The following is an 18,445-nucleotide window of genomic DNA, read 5'->3' on the forward strand; positions in this document are numbered from 1 at the left end:
GAGCATACGCATGAATCTGGGATCGATCCTCGACGCCGGCTCGTTCGGCGAGGCCGACGAGGCCTTCGCCGCCTTCGAGGAGTGGGCGTGGGAGGAGAAGGGGCTCCGGCTCTACCCCGCCCAGGAGGAGGCCATCCTCGGCATCGCGCTCGGCAGCAATGTCGTGCTCGCCACCCCCACGGGCACCGGTAAGTCGCTCGTGGCCATGGGGGCCCACTTCATCGCGCTCACCGAGGGCCGCCGCACGGTGTACACCGCCCCCATCAAAGCGCTCGTCAGCGAGAAGTTCTTCGACCTGGTCGAGGTGTTCGGCGCCGAGAACGTGGGCATGGTGACCGGCGACACCTCCATCAACTCCGAGGCGCCGATCCTCTGCTGCACCGCCGAGATCCTCGCCAACCTCGCCATCCGCGATCGCACGGCCGGCGGCATCACCCATGTGGTGATGGACGAGTTCCACTTCTACGCCGAGCCCGAGCGGGGCTGGGCCTGGCAGGTTCCGCTGCTGCTCATGCACGACGCCCAGTTCCTGCTGATGTCGGCCACGCTCGGCGACGTCAGCGAACTCGCGGCCGATCTCACCCGCCGCACCGATCGAGACACGGCGCTCGTCACCGGCGTCGAGCGGCCCGTGCCGCTCAGCTTCGGCTATGAGGTCGCCCCCGTCCACGAGGTCGTCGAGCGGCTCGTCGAGGATCGGCAGACCCCCGCCTACCTCGTGCACTTCAACCAGTCCCACGCCGTCGAACAGGCCCAGGCGCTCGCGAGCATCCGCATCGTGGATCGTGCCGGCCGCGACGAGATCGCCGACGCGCTCGGCGCCTTCCGCTTCTCCACGGGCTTCGGCACCACCCTCTCACGGCTCGTGCGCGCCGGGATCGGGGTGCACCACGCCGGCATGCTCCCGCGCTATCGGCGTCTCGTCGAGCAGCTCGCGCAGCGCGGCCTGCTGCGAGTGATCTGCGGCACGGACACCCTCGGGGTCGGCATCAACGTGCCCATCCGCACCGTCGTCATCACCGCGCTCACCAAGTTCGACGGGGAGAAGATGCGCCGGCTCTCGGCCCGCGAGTTCCACCAGATCGCCGGTCGTGCCGGTCGCGCGGGCTTCGACACCGAGGGCGACGTGATCGCGATGGCCCCCGAGCACGAGATCGAGAACGCGAAGGCCTCCGCCAAGGCCGCGGCGAAGGCCGCGGGCGCGAAGGGCGGCAAGAAGGCCAAGCCCGCGAAGAAGAAGGCGCCGCCGCAGGGCTTCGTCGCCTGGAGCGAGCAGACTCTCGAGAAGCTCGTCGGATCGCAGCCGGAGCCCCTGGTCAGTCGCATGCGCGTCACCCACGCCATGGTGCTCGGGGTGATCGGCCGGGGCGAGGAGCACGAGGGCGAGGCACTCGCCACCATGCGCACGCTCGTGTTCGACAGCCACGAACCGCGCGCGGCGCAGTACGCGCACGCCCGCACGGCGATCGAGATCTTCCGCACGCTGCGCGGCGGCGGCATCGTCGAGGTGCACGAGGACGCGCGCGGGCAGCGCCTGCTGCGCCTCACGGTCGAGCTGCAGGCCAACTTCGCGCTCAACCAGCCGCTCTCGCCCTTCGCGCTCGCCGCCATCGAGCTGCTCGATCCCGAGTCCGACGACTACCCTCTCGACGTCATCTCCATCATCGAGGCGACCCTCGAGAACCCGCGGGCGATCCTGCGCGCCCAGGAGCACAAGGCCCGCGGGGAGGCCGTGGCCGCGATGAAGGCCGAGGGCATCGAGTACGACGAGCGCATGGAGCTGCTCGAGCAGGTGACCCACCCGCAGCCGCTCAAGGAGCTGCTCGACGAGGCCTTTCACGAGTACATCAAGGACGTGCCGTGGGCGCGCGATTTCGAACTGCGTCCCAAGTCGGTGGTGCGCGACATGGTGGAGCGCGCCTTCGGCTTCCGCGACCTCGTCTCGTTCTACCAGCTCGGCCGGGCTGAGGGCACCGTGCTGCGCTACCTCAGCGACGCGTACCGAGCCATCGAGCGCACCGTTCCCGAGCAGTCCAAGAGTCCGGAACTCGAAGAGCTCATCGAGTGGCTCGGGGAACTCGTGCGACAGGTCGACTCGAGTCTCATCGACGAGTGGGAGGAACTCGCCAACCCGGATCCCGAAGCCCATCGCAGGGCCCGCGAACTGCTCGGGCTCGACGCAGAGGGAGAGACGGCTGCGCCCCCGACCCGATCCGTGCTCACGAACCAGCGCGCGTTCCTGGTGATGCTGCGCAACACGCTCTTCCGGCGGGTGCAGGCCGCCGCGTTTGAGCGCTACGACGAACTGGCCGAACTCGACGGCATCCACGCCGCGGCGCTCGGGGGCGTGGGATCCCACGGCTTCGGCGAGCAGCGGTGGCGGGATGCGCTCGCCGGCTACTACACGGAGTACGACGAGATCCGCATCGACGCCGACGCGCGCGCCGCAGGACTGCTGGAGCTCGACCGGGGGGCGGAGGCGACGGCCGCCGGGGTGTGGCGCTTCAGGCAGGTACTGCTCGACCCGGAGGGCGATCGCGACTGGGGGATCGAGGGTGCGGTCGACCTCGCCGCATCCGAAGCGGAGGGGGAGCCCGTCGTGAGGGTGGAACGAGTCGGGCCGCTCACGTAGCCCGGCCGCGTGGCTCGGCCGCGTTGTTCGGCCGCGTTGTCCGTTCACGTGGCCCTGATCCATTGTCCCGCGGCGTTGCGCGGCTTGGTAGCCCGTCTGCATAGCGCGGCTCCATAGCCCAGCCGCGTAGGATCGAGGTATCCAAGGGGAGATGGGAGGGGATCGGTGTGATTCCATACGCTGAACGCACGCGCGTGCTCGTGGTCATCGGGACGAGGCCTGAGGCGATCAAGATGATTCCGGTGATCCGAGCCCTGCAGGGTTCCGGGACCTTCCGGCCCGTCGTGATCGCGACCGGGCAGCACACCAATCTCGTGGACGATCTCATCCACCAGTCCGGCATGCGCATCGACGCGAACCTGCGCGTCTCGGAACCGCGCGACGGCACACGCCCCTCGCTCACGGAGATGTTCGCGAGGGTGATGGTGGGGATCGATCGCATCTGGTCGAGCCAGACCGTGCCCGAGGAGTACCGCGCCGACGGACGTCGTGAGGTCGGCGGAGCCGTCGCCTGCCTCGTGCACGGCGACACCAGCTCTGCCGCCGCCGCCGCGCTCGCGTCCTTCAACCTCCGCATCCCCGTCGTGCACGTGGAGGCCGGGCTGCGCACCTCGAACCTGCTCGCCCCGTTCCCCGAGGAGGGCAACCGCCAGCTCATCTCGCGCATCGCGGCGCTGCACCTCGCTCCGACGACCACGAACAAGATGAACCTGGTGCGGGAGGGCGTCGACTACGACCGCGTGCTCGTCACCGGCAACACGTCGATCGACATGCTGCGCTGGGCATCGGACCAGCAGGGCGGCTACGGCCCGGGCCTCGAGGCGCTCGAGACCGATCCCGACGCCCGCATCGTGCTCGTCACGGCCCACCGCCGCGAGAACTGGGGTGCCGGCCTCGAACGGATCGCGGCTGCCGTGCGCCGTCTCAGCGAGCGGTACCCGGAGACCAGCTTCGTGGTGCCGGTCCACCCCAATCCGGTCGCCAGGCAGCCGCTGCTCGACGCTCTCACCGACCGCCCCAACGCGCTGCTCGTCGAACCGCGGGACTACGCCGACTTCGCGCGTCTGATGGGCGCCGCACGAGTGATCATCACCGACTCCGGCGGCGTGCAGGAGGAAGCGCCCGCTCTCGGCACCCCGGTGCTCGTCGCCCGCGAGACCACGGAACGCGAGGAGGGGGTGCACGCGGGAACACTCGTGCTCGTCGGCACCGATCCCGAGCGCATCGTCTCCGAGGCGTCGCTGCTGCTCGACGACGACGCCGAGTACGCCCGACGTGCGGCGAAGCGCAACCCGTACGGCGACGGCTACGCCTCCGAGCGGATCGTGCAGGCGCTCGACAACATCCTGCGCGACGGACCCGCACCCTCCGAGCTCGCGAGCGACGGTCTGCGCGACGCGGTGAGGCGCCGGCTGGGCCTGGACCTCGACGGCGACTCGATCGAGGGGACCGTCTCCGCCTCCGCCGAGGCGCCGACGACGGCTCCGGTACCGGCTCATGCTCCGGAAGCCGCTGGGGAAGTCGCTGAGGAAGCGGCCCTCGAGCTCGACGCAGAGGGCCTCCCGGCCTTCGATCTCGCCGCCGTCACGGTGCAGCGGCATGGCTGAGCCGGCGCAGGCGCAGCACCCGCTCCTGCGCTGGGTGGAGGAGACGTTCGTCTACCTCTTCCACATGTACGACGGGATGCCCGTGTGGGCGATCCCGATCTTCTGGGTCGCGCTCGTGCTCATCCTGTGCACGTTCCTCTCGCTCACCGTGCTGATCTCGCGGGCCGCGGCGGTGCGCCGCCGCGAGCGCCGCGAGAGTCCCGGTACGCGGGAGCAATCGGGGGAGGAGCAGTTCCTCTGGGTGTTCATGGTGCCCGCGCTCAACGAGGAGGTGACGATCGCCGACTCCGTGGGCCGGTTGCTCGAGGTGGAGGTGACGCACAAGTCGATCCTCGTGATCGATGACGGCTCGAGCGACCGCACGGGTGAGATCCTCGCGGGCCTCGATGCGCCCGAGCTGACGGTGCTCACCCGGGTGCCGCCCGACGCGCGGCAAGGGAAATCGGAGGCCCTCAACGACGCCTGGCGGCACCTGCACCGCGAGGTGCTGGGGACGGGGCGCTACGCGGGGTGGGATCCGCAGCGTGTGATCGTCGCGATCGTGGATGCCGACGGCCGCCTCGACCGGGAAGCCTGGCGCGTGTCGCCGCAGTTCGCCGACGCGCGCGTGGGCGGCGTGCAGACGCTCGTGCGCATCTACAACCGCAACGGCTTCCTCACCTGGGCGCAGGATCTCGAATTCGGCGTGTTCGGCTCCATCTTCCAGCTGGGCCGCATGGCCTGGGGCACTGCCAACATGGGCGGCAACGGCCAGTTCAACCGGCTCGCCGCGCTCGACAGCGTCGCCATCACCGACGACGACGGGCGCACGGGGCCGTGGAAGGCGGGGCGGCTCACCGAGGATCAGGACATCGGCCTGCGGCTCATCCATCAGGGCTGGCGCGGCGCGCAGACGAGCGCGGTGAGCATCAACCAGCAGGGGCTCAACTCGCTGCGCGCGCTGTACCGCCAGCGCACGCGCTGGGGCCAGGGGGCGTGGCAGGTGCTCGACCTGATCCCGGCGAGCGTGGGCAACCGTCGTCTCGGCTTCGCGGCACGCTGCGATCAGCTCTGGTACCTGCTCACGCCCTTCGTGCAGGCCTGGGTCGGGCTGTCGGTGGTGCTGAGCCTCGTGTTCCTGGCCATGGGACTGGTGCGACCGGAGTGGTCCGTGCTGATCCTGGTGCTGTTCTACCTGTTCTCCGCAGGTCCCGGGATCGCCGGGGTGCTCTTCGCGAGGCCGCAGCGAGGCCTCAAGAACTTCGTGCTCAACCTGCTCCTCGCGCACCTCTACCTCATCTACTCGTGGCTGATCTACCCGGTCGTGTACCGGGCTCTGCTGCGTCAGCTGCTGCGCCGCAACAGCTGGGCGAAGACGAAGCGCGAGGCCATCGCGAAACCTGCGGACGACGCGGAGAGCCCCGGCGATGCGGCAGCGAGCCGTGCCCGGCACGGTGCGCCGGGCGATGCGGGATCCGGGACGGCGGGCGGCGCGGGTACGGCCTGACCCTCGGTAGAGTGGGCGGCATGGCCACGTCGAGAGGACGCGGGCGGCCGAAGGGCGGATCCGACTCGCGCAAGCGGATCATCGCCGCCGCCGTCGAGGAGTTCGGCGAACGCGGCTACGATGGCGCGACGATCCGCTCGATCGCCGAGCGTGCGGGGGTCGATTCCGCGCTCGTGCACCACTACTTCGGCACCAAGGCCGACCTCTTCGCCGAGGCCGCGGGAGTGCCGCTGCGCCCGGACGTCGCGGTGCCGGCGATCCTCGCGGGCCCCCGGGACGAGGTCGGGGAGCGCGTGGTGCGGTTCGTGCTCGAGTCCTTCGAACGGGACGAGGTGCGACGCCGCGGGGTGATGCTGCTGCGCGCCGCCGTCGGCGGTAAGCTCGGCACCCCGGTGCTCGTCGGGTTCCTCTCGCGGGAGCTGCTATCCCGGATCGCCGCGCACCTCGATGTTCCCGACGGTGAGCTGCGCGCCTCGCTCGTCGCCTCCCAGATCGGGGGCCTGCTGATGACGCGCTACGTGCTGCGGCTGGGGGTGCTCGCCGATGCTCCCATCGACGAGCTGGTGGAGCGGATCGGCCCCACGGTGCAGCGCTACCTCTTCGACTGAGCGTTCCTCGGGGAGTGCGCACGGCAGGGGTTGACGAGCGTCCCGACTCGACTTAAATTCATTACATGATGAATAAAGCGGCTGGTGCCCACGCCGCGGAACCCGCGGCACCTGCCGGGCTCGCGGTGGAGATCCGGGATCTGCACGTGCGCCGGGGCCGCACGACGGTCTTCGACGGTCTCGACGTCGTGATCCCGCGTGGTGCGATCGTCGGTCTGCTCGGGCCCTCCGGCTGCGGCAAGACCACGCTCATGCGAGCCATCGTCGGCGCGCAGAAGATCCGCTCGGGCACGGTGCGCGTGTTCGGCGAGGCGGCCGGATCGCGGCGGCTGCGACGCGACGTGGCCTACGGCACGCAGGGCGCGGCCGTCTACGCCGACCTCACCGTGCGCCAGAACGTGCGCTACTTCGGCGCGCTCGTCGGGGCGAACCGCGACACCGCGGACCGCCTGATCGAACGCGTCGGGCTCGCCGGACAGGCCGGCCAGCTGGTCGGATCGCTGAGCGGCGGGCAGGTCACTCGCGTCTCGCTCGCGGTCGCGCTCGTCGGGGATCCGCAGCTGCTCGTGCTCGACGAGCCGACCGTCGGCCTCGATCCGGTGATCCGGGCCGAGCTGTGGGAACTGTTCGAGGGGCTCGCGCGGCGCGGGATCACCATGCTCGTCTCGAGCCACGTCATGGACGAGGCGCTGCACTGCGACCGGCTGCTGCTCATGCGGGAGGGGCGGATCATCGCCGACACCACCCCCGCGCAACTGCTCGCCGACACCGGCGCGCGCGATCCCGAAGCCGCGTTCCTCGCGCTCGTCGCGCCCGAGAGGGCGGCCGCTGAGGCTCCGGGTGCTGACGGCCCGGAGGGTGATGCTCCGGGCGCTACCGGCCCGGATGCCGACAGCACGGGAGCCCCCACGACGGAGGTGGAGCGATGAGCACGTCTCCGACACTCGCGACCGCGGGGCGTGTGCTCGCCCAGCTGCGGCACGATCCGCGTTCCGTCATGCTGCTGCTCGTCGCACCGAGCCTGCTCGTCGGACTCTTCGCCTGGCTGTTCAGCGACCAGGAGGGGGTGTTCGACCGCTTCGGCGGCGCGATCCTCGCGCTCTTCCCGTTCATCGTGATGTTCCTGATCACCTCGATCACGACGCTGCGCGAGCGCCGGTCCGGCACCCTCGAGCGGCTCATGACCACGCCGCTCGGCAAGTGGCAGTTCATCCTCGGCTACGCACTGGCATTCGGGCTGCTCGCGCTCGTGCAGGCCGTCGTCACGGTGAGCTTCGCGGTGCTCGTGTGCGGGCTTGAGGTGAGCGGGCCCGTCTGGCAGCTGGCGCTCGTGGCGATCATCGACGCGTTGCTGGGCACGGCCCTCGGCCTGCTGACGAGCGCGTTCGCGCAGACCGAGTTCCAGGCCGTGCAGTGGATGCCCGTGCTCGTCTTCCCGCAGATCATTCTCGGCGGGCTCTTCATGCCGCGCGACCAGATGCCCGACGTGCTCTACGCCATCTCGGACTGGCTGCCGCTGAGCCACGCGATCGACGCCATGGAGGCCGTGACGGGCGGGGGAGAGGCGTGGGACGTGGCGGGTCCGCTGCTCGTGGTCGGCGCGTTCGTGGTCGCTGCCCTGGTGCTCGCCTCGGGCACGCTGCGCCGCCGCACGGCGTGAGCGCCGGCGTCGCCGCCTGGCTGCGGTGGGGCGCCCGACCCGGGCGCCCGACCCGGGCGCCGGACCCGGGCGCCGGACCCGGGCGCCGGACCCGGGCGACGGGAACCGGGCGCCGCGGGATCTCGGCCGAGGGACTCCCCGCCTCCGGCCGCGGGTAGCCTGGTTCGCATGACCATCGCCTCGCCGCTCACGCAGTCGCAGTTCCTCTCCGCCGCCGACCACACGCTGCTCGCGCCGGGCACCACCCGAGCCGAGCTGCACTCGTTTCTCGCCGCCGCGCGGCAGCTGGGCGTCGCTCGAGTGTGCATCAGCCCGTCGCTGCTCCCGGTCGATGCCGAGGCGCTCGGCGGGCTCGAGATCGTGACGGTGGCGGGCTTCCCGAGCGGTTCGCACCGCGCCGAGGTCAAAGCGGCCGAGGCGGCGCGGGCCGTCGCCGACGGGGCGCACGAGATCGACATGGTGCTGGATCGCGGGCTCGTGCGCGGGGGAGACCGGGCCGGCGTCGAGGCCGAGATTCGGGCCGTACGTGCGGCGTGCCCGGGCCGCGTGCTCAAGGTGATCATCGAGTCGGCCGCGCTGGACGACGAGCAGATCGTGGGCGCGTGCCGCGCCGCGGAGGCGGCGGGCGCCGACTTCGTGAAGACCTCCACCGGCTTCGACCCGGCGGGCGGCGCGAGCGTGCACGCGGTACGCCTCATGGCCGCGACGGTCGGCGGGCGCTTGGGCGTGAAGGCGTCGGGCGGGATCCGCACGGCGGCCGCGGTGCGCGAGCTGTGGGAGGCCGGCGCGACGCGCTTCGGGGTGTCGGGCACCGCCGCGATCCTCGCCGGCTGGGCTGGGTCCGCCGCGGATCCCGGTACCGCCCCCGGGTACTGAGCGCCGGGCGCGAACGCCGACCGCGAGTGCCGGAGCGGTCCGCCCGACTAGAATCTCCCCATGCGCCTCGGAGTGATCGACGTCGGATCCAACACCGTCCATCTGCTGGTGGTCGACGCCCACCCGGGCGCGAGTCCCGTGCCGTATCACTCGCAGCGCTCGGTGCTGCGGCTGATGCGCTACCTCGACGCCGACGGGGCGATCGTCGAGGAGGGGGTGCAGTGCATCGTCGACGCGATCCGCGAATCGGTCGAGACCGTGCGCGAGATCGGCGTGGACGACATGATCGCCACCGCCACGAGCGCGATCCGCGAGGCCGCGAACGGCGAGGAGGTGCTCGCGCGCATCACCCGCGAGACCGGCGTGACGCTGCGGGTGCTCTCGGGCGAGGACGAGGCCCGGATCACGATGCTCGCGGTGCGCCGCTGGCTCGGCTGGTCGGCGGGGGAGATCCTGCTCTTCGACATCGGCGGCGGATCGTTCGAGATCGCGCAGGGGGCCGACGAGTACCCCGACGCGCAGGTGTCGCTGCCGCTCGGCGCCGGGCGATCCACCATCAACTACCTGCCGGAGGATCCGCCCACCCGAGAGGCGGTGTCGCGCCTGCGGGCGCACGCGCGAGCGGAGTTCACCCGGGTGCGCGACGAGATCTTCGCGGATCGCCCCCGTCCCAAGCGCGTGGTGGGCACCTCGAAGACGATCCGCTCGCTCGCCAGGCTCGTCGGCGGGCCGGCCGATCCGGTGACGGGGGACCTGGCACAGCTGCACTACGTGGGCCTCCGCGAGTGGGAGCCGACGCTGCGCGACATGCCGGGATCGGTGCGCGAGTACCTCCCGGGCATTACGCCGGAGCGCGGCTACCAGATCATGGCGGGCGCCGTCGTGCTGCGCACCGCGATGAAGGTCTTCGACGTCGCCACGCTCACGATCTCGCCCTGGGCGCTGCGCGAGGGCATCGTGCTGCGTTACATCGACGCCCTCGACGGGCGGGGTGCGGATCCGGTGGAGGAATCCGCGGAGCCGGCGATGGAGCCGGCGGAATCGGAGCCGGCGAGCACCTGATCGTCGAGGGCGGTGTCGTAGCGGTCCTGCGCGTCGAGCACGTCCTCGACGTGCGATTCCGCCCAGATCTGCAGCGCCCGCAGCGGTTCGTGCAGGGTGCGGCCGAGTTCTGTGAGCTCGTAGCGGGCGTGGCCGTCGGGGTGGTCGGTGCGGTGGATCATGCCGTCGCGTTCCAGCGCTCGCAGCGTGTCGGTGAGCACTTTCTTGGTGATCCCGCCCACCTCCCGGTGCAGCTCGCCGAACCGGAGGGGGCGGTCGTGCAGCAGGATGATGATCATCGCGGTCCACTTGTTCGCGATGCGCGCCAGTGACCGGCGCGACGGGCACTTGGGGGAGAACACCGTCCACTCGCCGTTCATGCGATCCTCCTGGGTGGTGACGTTGAGGTAACCGCCGGCGTCTCGGCAGGCTGGAGTCTCAGGCTATCGAAGAGAACCGGAGGAAGAGCATGTCTGCTATCGACGTGGTGGGACGATACGGGGCCGCAGCGGCGGCGGGGGACATGGCGGCCTTGGCTGCCACCTTGACGGAGAATGCGGTGTGGCATCAGCCCGGTGCGAACCCGCTCTCGGGCGACCACGTGGGGCCCGAGGCGGTCGTGGCGCACCTGGGCCGGTTCATGGAGCTCAGCGGCGGCACCTTCGCCCTGGAGACCGAGTCCGCGACCGAGAGCGGCGATCTGGTCGCCACGACGGTGCGGTTCACGGCTCGCCGCGAGGGCCGCGCCGATCTCGACCAGCACGGCGTGGATGTGTTCCGCGTCGAGGGCGATCGGATCGCGGAGATCTGGCTGATCGGCGAGGACCAGGCGGTGGAGGATCGCTTCTGGAGCTGAGCCCGCTCGATGATCCGACGCCGGTGAGGCGCCTTCCCGCTCAGGGAGGGCGCCTCTGCGCTGTTCGCCCGGCGTCGGCTCCGAGGGGTTCAGACCTCGATCGCCAGGCGGTCGATGAGCCCGGCGCGGAGATCGAAGCGGTAGCGGAGCGTGACGGTGCCGCCGGGGAAGTTCCCGTCCAGGCGCACCTGCACGACCGCGGTCGTCTCAGATGCGACCCACTGGCCGATGCGGGTGCTCGTGTAACGGTACTCGCCGGAGGACTGCTCGATCCAGGCGCTGATCGCGTCGCCGCCCGCGTAGGTGCTGCCGTCGTCGAGCACGGTCGCGTCCGAGGCGAAGAGCGCCGCGGCGTCGGCGTGGCGGTTCTCGTCGCGGGCGTCGAGGTACGCGAGCACCGGGGCGGGCAGAGTCGTGGGGTCGTAGCCGGCGAAGGTCTCAGTCATGGGTTCCGCTTCTCTCTGAGTTACTTCTATTTTCGCAGTCGCTGTGACTGCTAGATTAGCACCTGCAGGGATCGATGGGCGCCGAGCTCCGCTCAGTGGCCCGCGTTGCGAAGGAGGCTCGGATGTCCGCACGAGTGCGTGTCGAGGACCGGGAGTGCCCGCTCTCGACGGCGATGTCGTACGTGGGTGAGTGGTGGACGATCCTGATCCTGCACGACTGCTTCGACGGCTACACCCGCTTCGATCAGTTCGAGGCCAACATCGGCCTGTCATCCAGCATGCTCACGACCCGGCTCAAGACGCTGGTCGACAACGGGATCCTGGCCAAGCGGGTCTACCAGGAGCGCCCCGTGCGCCACGAGTACGTGCTCACCGAGTTCGGCCGCTCGCTGCGGCCGATCCTGGTCGCGATGGCGGCTTGGCGCAACGCGCGGCTGGCGCCTGAGGAGCGGGCCATGATCCTCGTCGATGCCGAGACGGGTCGGGAGATCGAGCCCGCCGTGATCGATCCCGAGACCGGCCTGGGCGTCTCGGATCCGCGGTTCGTCTTCACCGCCGGCCCCGCCGCCGGAGTGCAAATGCGGGCGAGATACGCCGGATAGGCGATCGCCGAGCCCGGCTACCCGAGCTCGGCGACGGCATTCCGGATCGCCTCGGCCAGCTGCCGCACCGCGGTCTGGGGCTGCTTCCCCGCGCCGTCGGTGGGTGCCGCGAGCAGCACGGACCGCGCGAAGGCCGGGTCGTCGATCGGGCGCAGCACGACCCCCGGGTGATCCGGACCGCTCGCGAGGCGCGGCACGAGCCCCACGACCATGCGCGCGGCGATCATGCCGAGCATCACCTGGAAGTCGTCGGTGCGGATCGACACCTCGAGCGAGCGGCCGGCCGCGGCGAACGCGTCGATCACCACCTCGTCCATGGGATCGTCGCGGGTGGCCCCGAAGAGCCAGCGCTCGTCGCTCAGCGTGAGCAGCGCGGGCACGTCGATGGGTGCCGGGATCGCGAGCGGGTGTCCTTCCGGCAGCGCCAGCATCAGCGGATCGCGCAGCACCTCCGTGGTGACGACGTCGGCGCGGAAGGGCAGATCGTAGCCGGGCACCGAGTAGACGAGCACGGCGTCGAGTTCCCGCTGATTGACGTGCCCCACGAGGGGGCCGGCCTCCTTGAGCACGGCGTCGATCTCGATCCCGATCTCGTTCACCTGCGACACGATCGAGGGCAGCAGCTTGGCCGCGGCTGTGGGGAAGGTGCCGAAGCGCAGCCGCACGCGGCCCATCTGCGTGAGGTCGCGGGCATCGCGGAGCGCCCGGTCCGTGAGGCCGAGGATCTCTTCGCCGCGATCGAGCAGCAGCGCGCCGACAGGGGTGAGCGAGCTGCCGCGCGAGGATCGCTGCAGCACCTCCGCGCCGACCAACCGCTCGAGATTCTTGAGGTGGTAGTCGACGGTGGGCTGGCTCCAGCCGAGGCGGCGGGCGGCGCCGGTGACGGATCCCGCGGCCTGAACGGCGCGGAGCGCCTGAAGCTGCCGCAGATCGATCACGAGTCAACTATTCCATATCTGAAGAGAGGGCGCGAAAAGGGTCATTGCCACATACGGTGTATGTGAATGCCGAGAGGAGACGGGGATTCAGCGCAGGATTCGTACGGAAGAAGATGGATGCCATGCTGCACACACCCGTGTCGAACCACGCCATCACTCAGGATCGCGCCGCCCAGGATCGCGCCGCCCAGGATCGCGCCGCCCAGGATCGCACCGCCCAGGATCGCACCGCTCAGGATCGCGCTGCCCAGGATCGCACCGCTCCCGAGGTGGCCGAGGATTGCGCCGCTCGGGCCGGTGCGGCCGAGCGCGCCGCGTTCCTGGGTCGGCACGTCGAGACGCCGTACGCCGACGCCCTCGACCGCTACGTGGCGCGCGGGCCGGTGCAGCTCATGGTGCCCGGTCACGGCGGCACCGACCGTGGGATCAGCGGCCGCCTCGCCGACTTCCTGGGGGAGCGCGCGCTGCAGCTCGACATCCCGATGCTCATCGACGACGTGGATCTCGGCGCCCGCTCTCCGCTCGACCGGGCACTCGAGCTCGCGGCCGAGGCCTGGGGCGCTCGCCGCACCTGGTTCCTCACGAACGGCGCCTCGCAGGCCAACCGCACCGCCGCGCTCGCGGCCCGCGGCCTGGGCGTGCACATCGTCTCTCAGCGCAGCGCGCACTCGAGCTTCAGCGACGGGGTGCTCGCGGCCGGCCTGATCCCCGATTTCGTCTTCCCCTCGGTCGATGATCAGCACGGCATGGCGCACGGGGTCTCGCCCGTGGCGCTCGACGAGGCGCTGACCCGCGCCGAGCGCGATGGGCGCCCGGCCGCCGCGGTCTACATCATCTCGCCGAGCTACTTCGGCTCGGTCTCCGATGTGCGCGGGCTCTCCGAGGTCGCCCACGCCCACGGCGCTCCCCTCATCGTCGACGGCGCCTGGGGTCCGCACTTCGGCTTCCACTCCGAGCTGCCGGAGTCGCCTGCGCGGCTCGGCGTCGACCTCGTGGTCTCGAGCACGCACAAGCTCGCCGGATCCCTCACCCAGTCGGCCATGCTGCACCTCGGCCACGGGCCCTTCGCCGACCAGCTCGAGCCGCTCATCGAGCGCGCCTTCACCATGACGGCGTCCACCTCGACGAGCGCGATCCTGCGCGCATCGCTCGACATCGCTCGCCATGCCCTCGTTACGGGCGAGGAGCAGATCGGCCGCTCGATCGATGGCGCGCGCCGATTCCGCGAGATGCTGCGCGAGGATCCCCGCTTCGCCGTGGTGAGCGATGGTTTCGACCGCTTCGCCGACGTCGTGGACACCGACCCGCTGCGCGTGCCGATCGACCTGTCGGCGACCGGGGTGAGCGGCCACTGGCTGCGGCAGCGCCTCATCGACACCGACGGTATCCACTTCGAGATGTCGACGGCCACGTCGCTCGTCGCCGTGATCGGTGCGGGGAAGACGCCCGACTTCGAGTCGGTGCACCGCGCGCTGGTCGCGGCCGTCGACTCGGCAGCCGCGCAGGCGGAGCGCGAGGCGAATGCCGCGGCGGGATCCTTCCCCGCGCTGCCCGCACCGGGCGCGCTGCGCATGATGCCGCGCGACGGCTTCTTCGCGGCGACCGAGGTGGTGTCGGCGGCCGAGGCCGTCGGGCGCGTCTCGGCCGACACGCTCGCCGCCTACCCGCCGGGCATCCCGAACGTGATCCCCGGCGAGGAGATCACCGCGGAGACCGTGGCGTTCTTGCAGGCCGTCGCGGCATCGCCCACGGGCTACGTGCGCGGCGCGATCGATGGGGACGTCGCGCGATTCCGCGTGGTGCGGGCCGGCTGACCCGGGCTCCTGGGCTCGCGGGTACCGGGCTCGTGGGCGCCGAGCCACCACACGGCAGATAGGAGCGGATCTCAGGACCCACTCCCGGCATCCTTCGCTCACACCTCGCGTTCTCGACGTGCCCTCGCCCACTTCTCCACAGATTCGCATGTTTCGGCACCTCGACCGCACGCAATCGCTCATGCTGAGTCGCATGACCACTTCAGACACGCGTATCGATCCCGACCGCATTCTCGCCACCGACGCCGATCTGCAGGACCAGCTCGGTCTGATGCTGGAACGGGCGACCCATCGACAGCTCTGGTTGCTGCTCATCGACCAGGAGCACCGGCTCGCGGAGCCCCTCATGCCGATGGACGACCATCCGCTCTCGCCGCATGAGCTCTGCGAGACGAGCGACCTCGGGGTAGTGCCCTTCGCCCGGGTGCTCGTGCATCGTGCTCGGATCGTGTGCGAGCTGGTGGGCGCCCGCGAGTTCGTGTTCGTCTGGGAGCGGTGCGGCACCGACCGCTTCACCGTCGAGGATCGGGAGTGGGCGCGGTCCATCGCGGGTGAGTCCGGGGGAACCGGCTCTTCGGGTGCGGCCTTCGGGGGCGAGGCCGTGGTGCCGCTGCGTGCCCAGTTCGTGCTCCACGACACGGGCATCCGTCCGCTCACTCCGGACGACTACGCATAGATCAGCGGAGGCCGGGAGAGTGGCGTGGACGGTATGAAAACAGTGACGGCCCGCTATGCGACGATGCATCTCCGGGCGTTGCTCGCCGTGGTCGAGCGGGGAGACGAATTCGTCATCTCGCATGAGTCGAAGCCTCTGGCGAAGCTCGTTCCGATTGAGCCGCAGGCCGAGCGAGAACTCGGATTCGTCGCCTACTCGGTGCCCGACGACTTCGCGAGTTCTCTGGCGGAGGAGGAATTGAGCGCGTGGGAGGGAAGACGAAGCGTCTGCCGGACGCCTGAGTCACGCGTTGCGTGCGAGCCGAGGTGATAAGGGTGTTCTCCGGGCGTATCCGCGGGGCCAGGGCGTTTTGAGTTCCGACCCGGAATCGGGTAGAGTTATCTCTCGGTGCTGATCTCCCCGGAGGTCAGATTTCCGCCTTGGGATATGGTGTAATTGGCAACACTACGGTTTCTGGTACCGTCATTCTAGGTTCGAGTCCTGGTATCCCAGCCACGCATTTTATTCGTCGAACCGGGTTGTGAATAGCCTTTGCTGCATCTGCAGCCTGGGTGACGAGTCTGGGCTCCTTGTCTGAGCCCTGCTTGCATCATGATGAAAGCCCGTTGGCTCTCCCGTTGATCCTGGTTCGGGGAAAATCGGAGCGCTATGGCTATTCCTGAACCTGACCTGCTTCGCATCGGCAGATGGTGTCAGACCCGTGTGTCGCCGAAGCATCTTGATCAGATGCGTATCGAGTGCGAGATCGCCGACCGTCACATCACGATCTCAGGGGCCAGGCCGCCGCGGGGTGGGCACGGTGCCGAGTGGATGCAGTTCCCGGTCACGAGGTTCCATTACGCGCAGAAGACCGCGCAGTGGCAGATGTATCGGCGCGACCAGAACTTCCGTTTTCGCTGCTATATGCGGAAACGGCCGACGGGTAACGTGTGGGCGCTGCTGGACTGCATCGAGAGTGGCGAGGACCCGATCTTCTGAGGGTAGGCGCCCACCCTGTGGAGAATCGGAGGCATGCACGAAGCCGTCTCGATGCCGAGTGCGCGACTATGGGGAGGTCCTATTCGGCAGTGCTCGCAGAGCTGATCTTGACGAGCATCTTCCCGGTGTTCGCGCCTCGCATCATGTCGAGGAACGCGTCGACCGTGTGTTCGATGCCGTCGACGATGGTCTCGTCGTAGGCAATGCTGCCTGCGGCGAACCATTCGGTCATGCGGCTCTGGAACTCCGGCGCGAGGTGCAGGTATGCGGCCAGAGTGAAGCCCTTGAGGGTGAGGGCTCGGGTGATGATGTTGGCGAGATTATCAGGACCGGGAGTGCGCTGGGTGGTGTTGTAGCCCGCAATCGCACCGCACAGCGCCGCCCGGCCGCCGTCGTTGAAAGCGTCGAGCGCGGCTTCCAAGTGATCGCCGCCGACGTTGTCGAAGAACACGTCGATGCCGTCGGGCGCCGCCTGCATGAGTTGCCCGCGCACATCGCCGTCCTTGTAGTTGAAGGCGGCGTCGTAGCCGTACTTCTCGGTGAGGAGGCGCACCTTCTCCGGGGTTCCAGCGGAACCGATCACGCGTCCGGCGCCGAGGAGCTTGGCGATCTGCCCGACCGCGGTGCCGACGGCGCCGGCCGCGCCGGAAACGAACACGGTGTCTCCGGGCTGCATCCCCGCGATGGCAGTGAGGCCGACGTAGGCGGTGAGGCCCGTCATACCGAGAATGTGCAGGTGCAGGGAGAGCGGGACGCCCGGCAGATCCGGCAGTGCACGGAACGCGGCCGCCTCGTCTTGGGTGAGGTCGGTCCAGCCGTGCTGATGCAGCACGACGGTTCCCGCGGGGAGACCCTCTGCGGCTGATTCGATGACTCGGCCGACCGCTCCGCCGGTGATGGTCTCGCCCAGCCGGTACGGTGCGACATAGGAGCGGGTGTCGTTCATGCGGCCGCGCATGTAGGGATCGACCGACACGAACTCGTTCCTTACTCGCACCTGTCCGCTGCGGAGGGGTGGCAGTGCGACCTGCGCGACGGTGAAGTCGTCGCGCGTGGGCCATCCCTCCGGGCGGGCGGCGAGTTGGATCTGGGTGCTGAGCATTGCGGGCATGAGCGTCTCGATTCTGAGGTGCTGAAGGATTGCGGTGGTCAGGCGGCGATGCCGATGGTGAAGAAGACGATGGCGAGGATCGGGACGACACCCTGCTTGAGCGCCGCTGAGCGCTTGTCCGGGCTGGAGAGCAACAGCACGAGCGCTGCTGCGCCCATCGACCCCACCCCGGCGAGCACCAGTGCCGCCCCGGCAGCCTCGGCGCCGACGAGATACATGATCGTGCCGAGCAGAGCGAGGACCGCGAGGAACAGATTGTAGAAGCCCTGATTGAACGCCATCTCCTTCGTCGCCTGAGCCTCCTCCTCGCTGCTGCCGAAGGTGTGGCGCACCTTCGGGCTCGTCCAGGCGAGGGATTCCATATAGAAGATGTAGACGTGCAGCAGTGCTGCGATGATGGCGAGCGCGAGGCCTGCGGTGACCATGAGGTGTGTTCCCTTCGAGCGAACCCAATTCTGTAACGACCAGTTCACTATATACTAGACCTATCGTTACAGAAAGGGGTGTTTCGGTGGCCCGGACGCTGGAATTCGATCGCGAAGAAGCCGTGCGCGCCGCTCGGACGCTGTTCTGGCGTGCCGGCTACGACGGTGCCTCGATTCCTGAACTCGAGCGTGCGACCGGCCTGAGTCGGTCGAGTATCTACAACACCTTCGGCTCGAAGCGGGGACTGTTCGAAGCAGTCGTGCAGAGCTATCTGGATGAGCTTGTTCGCCCCCGGCTTGCGCCGCTACAGGCCGACGTCGTCGCACCCGAGGCTCTGCTGATCTACCTCACCGGACTGCGAGAAGCGTTCGAGAATCTGCATTCCATGCCCGCCCTATGCGGCTGTTTGCTCATCAATACGGCGAGCACGCCGCTCGCCCAAGACGAGTATCTTCATGACGTGATTTCCGGCTATCGAAAGGAATTGCATTCAGCCTTCGTGCGCGGTCTCGCCGCCATGGGTGGAGGCCATTCGGATGCGGGAATGTCGAACGCTGACGTTCTCACGGCGCTCGTTGTCGCGGGGTTCGCGATCGCGCGTGTAGACCCGTCGGAGGCGGCCCGTTCCGTGTCGAGTGCAATGCGACTCGTCAGCGATGGGGCGAGCGGTCTCCGATGACCACGTGAC

At 69.5% G+C, this 18,445-nt stretch carries 20 protein-coding genes and 1 tRNA gene; 16 read left to right on the forward strand and 5 right to left on the reverse strand.

Annotated features, from left to right (window positions below):
* The first annotated feature begins 10 nt into the window (after positions 1 to 10).
* From AMS65_RS16810 to AMS65_RS16845, 8 genes are all read left to right on the forward strand, one after another.
* Positions 11 to 2,632, forward strand: a complete 2,622-nt coding sequence (locus AMS65_RS16810; RefSeq protein ID WP_053385328.1) for a DEAD/DEAH box helicase — start codon at positions 11 to 13, stop codon at positions 2,630 to 2,632.
* A 167-nt stretch (positions 2,633 to 2,799) separates the two neighbouring features.
* Entirely contained in the window at positions 2,800 to 4,239 is a 1,440-nt protein-coding gene (wecB, locus tag AMS65_RS16815; protein ID WP_053385329.1) for a non-hydrolyzing UDP-N-acetylglucosamine 2-epimerase, read from the forward strand.
* Entirely contained in the window at positions 4,232 to 5,725 is a 1,494-nt protein-coding gene (locus tag AMS65_RS16820) for a glycosyltransferase family 2 protein (RefSeq protein ID WP_053385330.1), read from the forward strand. Before wecB ends, AMS65_RS16820 begins: the two co-directional genes overlap by 8 nt.
* A 20-nt stretch (positions 5,726 to 5,745) precedes the next feature.
* Positions 5,746 to 6,333 (forward strand): TetR/AcrR family transcriptional regulator, encoded by a 588-nt coding sequence (locus AMS65_RS16825; protein ID WP_193787040.1) that lies wholly within the window; start codon positions 5,746 to 5,748, stop codon positions 6,331 to 6,333.
* Between the two features lie 65 nt (positions 6,334 to 6,398).
* Positions 6,399 to 7,262 carry an ABC transporter ATP-binding protein gene (locus tag AMS65_RS16830; protein WP_075201061.1) on the forward strand — a complete coding sequence of 288 codons (864 nt, stop codon included), beginning with the start codon at positions 6,399 to 6,401 and terminating at the stop codon, positions 7,260 to 7,262.
* Positions 7,259 to 7,993, forward strand: coding sequence for an ABC transporter permease (locus AMS65_RS16835; RefSeq protein ID WP_053385331.1), 735 nt, complete (start codon positions 7,259 to 7,261; stop codon positions 7,991 to 7,993). The genes AMS65_RS16830 and AMS65_RS16835 overlap by 4 nt, the downstream gene beginning before the upstream one ends.
* Before the next feature lie 168 nt (positions 7,994 to 8,161).
* The gene (gene deoC / locus AMS65_RS16840) at positions 8,162 to 8,869 is read left to right on the forward strand and encodes a deoxyribose-phosphate aldolase (RefSeq protein WP_053385332.1); all 708 of its coding nucleotides are present in this window, start codon (positions 8,162 to 8,164) and stop codon (positions 8,867 to 8,869) included.
* 60 nt (positions 8,870 to 8,929) lie between these two features.
* Entirely contained in the window at positions 8,930 to 9,931 is a 1,002-nt protein-coding gene (locus tag AMS65_RS16845) for a Ppx/GppA phosphatase family protein (RefSeq protein WP_053385333.1), read from the forward strand.
* Here AMS65_RS16845 and AMS65_RS18855 read toward each other — a convergent pair.
* Positions 9,835 to 10,290, reverse strand: a complete 456-nt coding sequence (locus AMS65_RS18855) for a winged helix-turn-helix transcriptional regulator (RefSeq protein ID WP_083451801.1) — start codon at positions 10,288 to 10,290, stop codon at positions 9,835 to 9,837. The genes AMS65_RS16845 and AMS65_RS18855 overlap by 97 nt on opposite strands.
* Before the next feature lie 89 nt (positions 10,291 to 10,379).
* On the opposite strand from AMS65_RS18855, the gene AMS65_RS16850 reads away from it, so the two are divergent.
* The gene (locus tag AMS65_RS16850) at positions 10,380 to 10,766 is read left to right on the forward strand and encodes a nuclear transport factor 2 family protein (protein ID WP_053385334.1); all 387 of its coding nucleotides are present in this window, start codon (positions 10,380 to 10,382) and stop codon (positions 10,764 to 10,766) included.
* An 89-nt stretch (positions 10,767 to 10,855) separates the two neighbouring features.
* On the opposite strand, the gene AMS65_RS16855 is transcribed toward AMS65_RS16850, so the two are convergent.
* Entirely contained in the window at positions 10,856 to 11,212 is a 357-nt protein-coding gene (locus AMS65_RS16855; RefSeq protein ID WP_053385335.1) for a nuclear transport factor 2 family protein, read from the reverse strand.
* 122 nt (positions 11,213 to 11,334) lie between these two features.
* Between AMS65_RS16855 and AMS65_RS16860 the strand changes: the two genes are divergently transcribed.
* Complete coding sequence (locus AMS65_RS16860) at positions 11,335 to 11,814, forward strand: winged helix-turn-helix transcriptional regulator (RefSeq protein WP_053385336.1); 480 nt, start codon at positions 11,335 to 11,337, stop codon at positions 11,812 to 11,814.
* 17 nt (positions 11,815 to 11,831) lie between these two features.
* Here AMS65_RS16860 and AMS65_RS16865 read toward each other — a convergent pair whose 3' ends face one another.
* A complete protein-coding gene (locus AMS65_RS16865) occupies positions 11,832 to 12,752 on the reverse strand; it encodes a LysR family transcriptional regulator (protein ID WP_053385337.1) in 921 nt (306 codons plus the stop codon).
* Positions 12,753 to 12,874: 122 nt separating this feature from the next.
* Here AMS65_RS16865 and AMS65_RS16870 point away from each other — a divergent pair, with 122 nt between their 5' ends.
* From AMS65_RS16870 to AMS65_RS16890, 5 genes are all read left to right on the forward strand, one after another.
* Complete coding sequence (locus AMS65_RS16870) at positions 12,875 to 14,566, forward strand: aminotransferase class I/II-fold pyridoxal phosphate-dependent enzyme (protein WP_241489493.1); 1,692 nt, start codon at positions 12,875 to 12,877, stop codon at positions 14,564 to 14,566.
* 193 nt (positions 14,567 to 14,759) lie between these two features.
* The gene (locus AMS65_RS16875; protein ID WP_157502398.1) at positions 14,760 to 15,242 is read left to right on the forward strand and encodes a hypothetical protein; all 483 of its coding nucleotides are present in this window, start codon (positions 14,760 to 14,762) and stop codon (positions 15,240 to 15,242) included.
* A gap of 24 nt (positions 15,243 to 15,266) precedes the next feature.
* Entirely contained in the window at positions 15,267 to 15,551 is a 285-nt protein-coding gene (locus AMS65_RS16880) for a type II toxin-antitoxin system Phd/YefM family antitoxin (protein ID WP_241489494.1), read from the forward strand.
* A gap of 111 nt (positions 15,552 to 15,662) precedes the next feature.
* Positions 15,663 to 15,737: transfer RNA gene (locus AMS65_RS16885), tRNA-Gln, on the forward strand.
* A 153-nt stretch (positions 15,738 to 15,890) separates the two neighbouring features.
* Entirely contained in the window at positions 15,891 to 16,220 is a 330-nt protein-coding gene (locus AMS65_RS16890; protein WP_053385339.1) for a DUF3024 domain-containing protein, read from the forward strand.
* A gap of 79 nt (positions 16,221 to 16,299) precedes the next feature.
* On the opposite strand, the gene AMS65_RS16895 is transcribed toward AMS65_RS16890, so the two are convergent.
* Entirely contained in the window at positions 16,300 to 17,331 is a 1,032-nt protein-coding gene (locus AMS65_RS16895) for an NADP-dependent oxidoreductase (RefSeq protein ID WP_053385340.1), read from the reverse strand.
* A 38-nt stretch (positions 17,332 to 17,369) separates the two neighbouring features.
* A complete protein-coding gene (locus AMS65_RS16900; RefSeq protein ID WP_053385341.1) occupies positions 17,370 to 17,756 on the reverse strand; it encodes a DUF1304 domain-containing protein in 387 nt (128 codons plus the stop codon).
* An 86-nt stretch (positions 17,757 to 17,842) separates the two neighbouring features.
* On the opposite strand from AMS65_RS16900, the gene AMS65_RS16905 reads away from it, so the two are divergent.
* Positions 17,843 to 18,436, forward strand: coding sequence for a TetR/AcrR family transcriptional regulator (locus tag AMS65_RS16905; RefSeq protein WP_053385342.1), 594 nt, complete (start codon positions 17,843 to 17,845; stop codon positions 18,434 to 18,436).
* Positions 18,437 to 18,445 lie beyond the last annotated feature (9 nt).

This window comes from Leucobacter celer subsp. astrifaciens, assembly GCF_001273835.1.
Classification (GTDB): Bacteria; Actinomycetota; Actinomycetes; order Actinomycetales; family Microbacteriaceae; genus Leucobacter; species Leucobacter celer.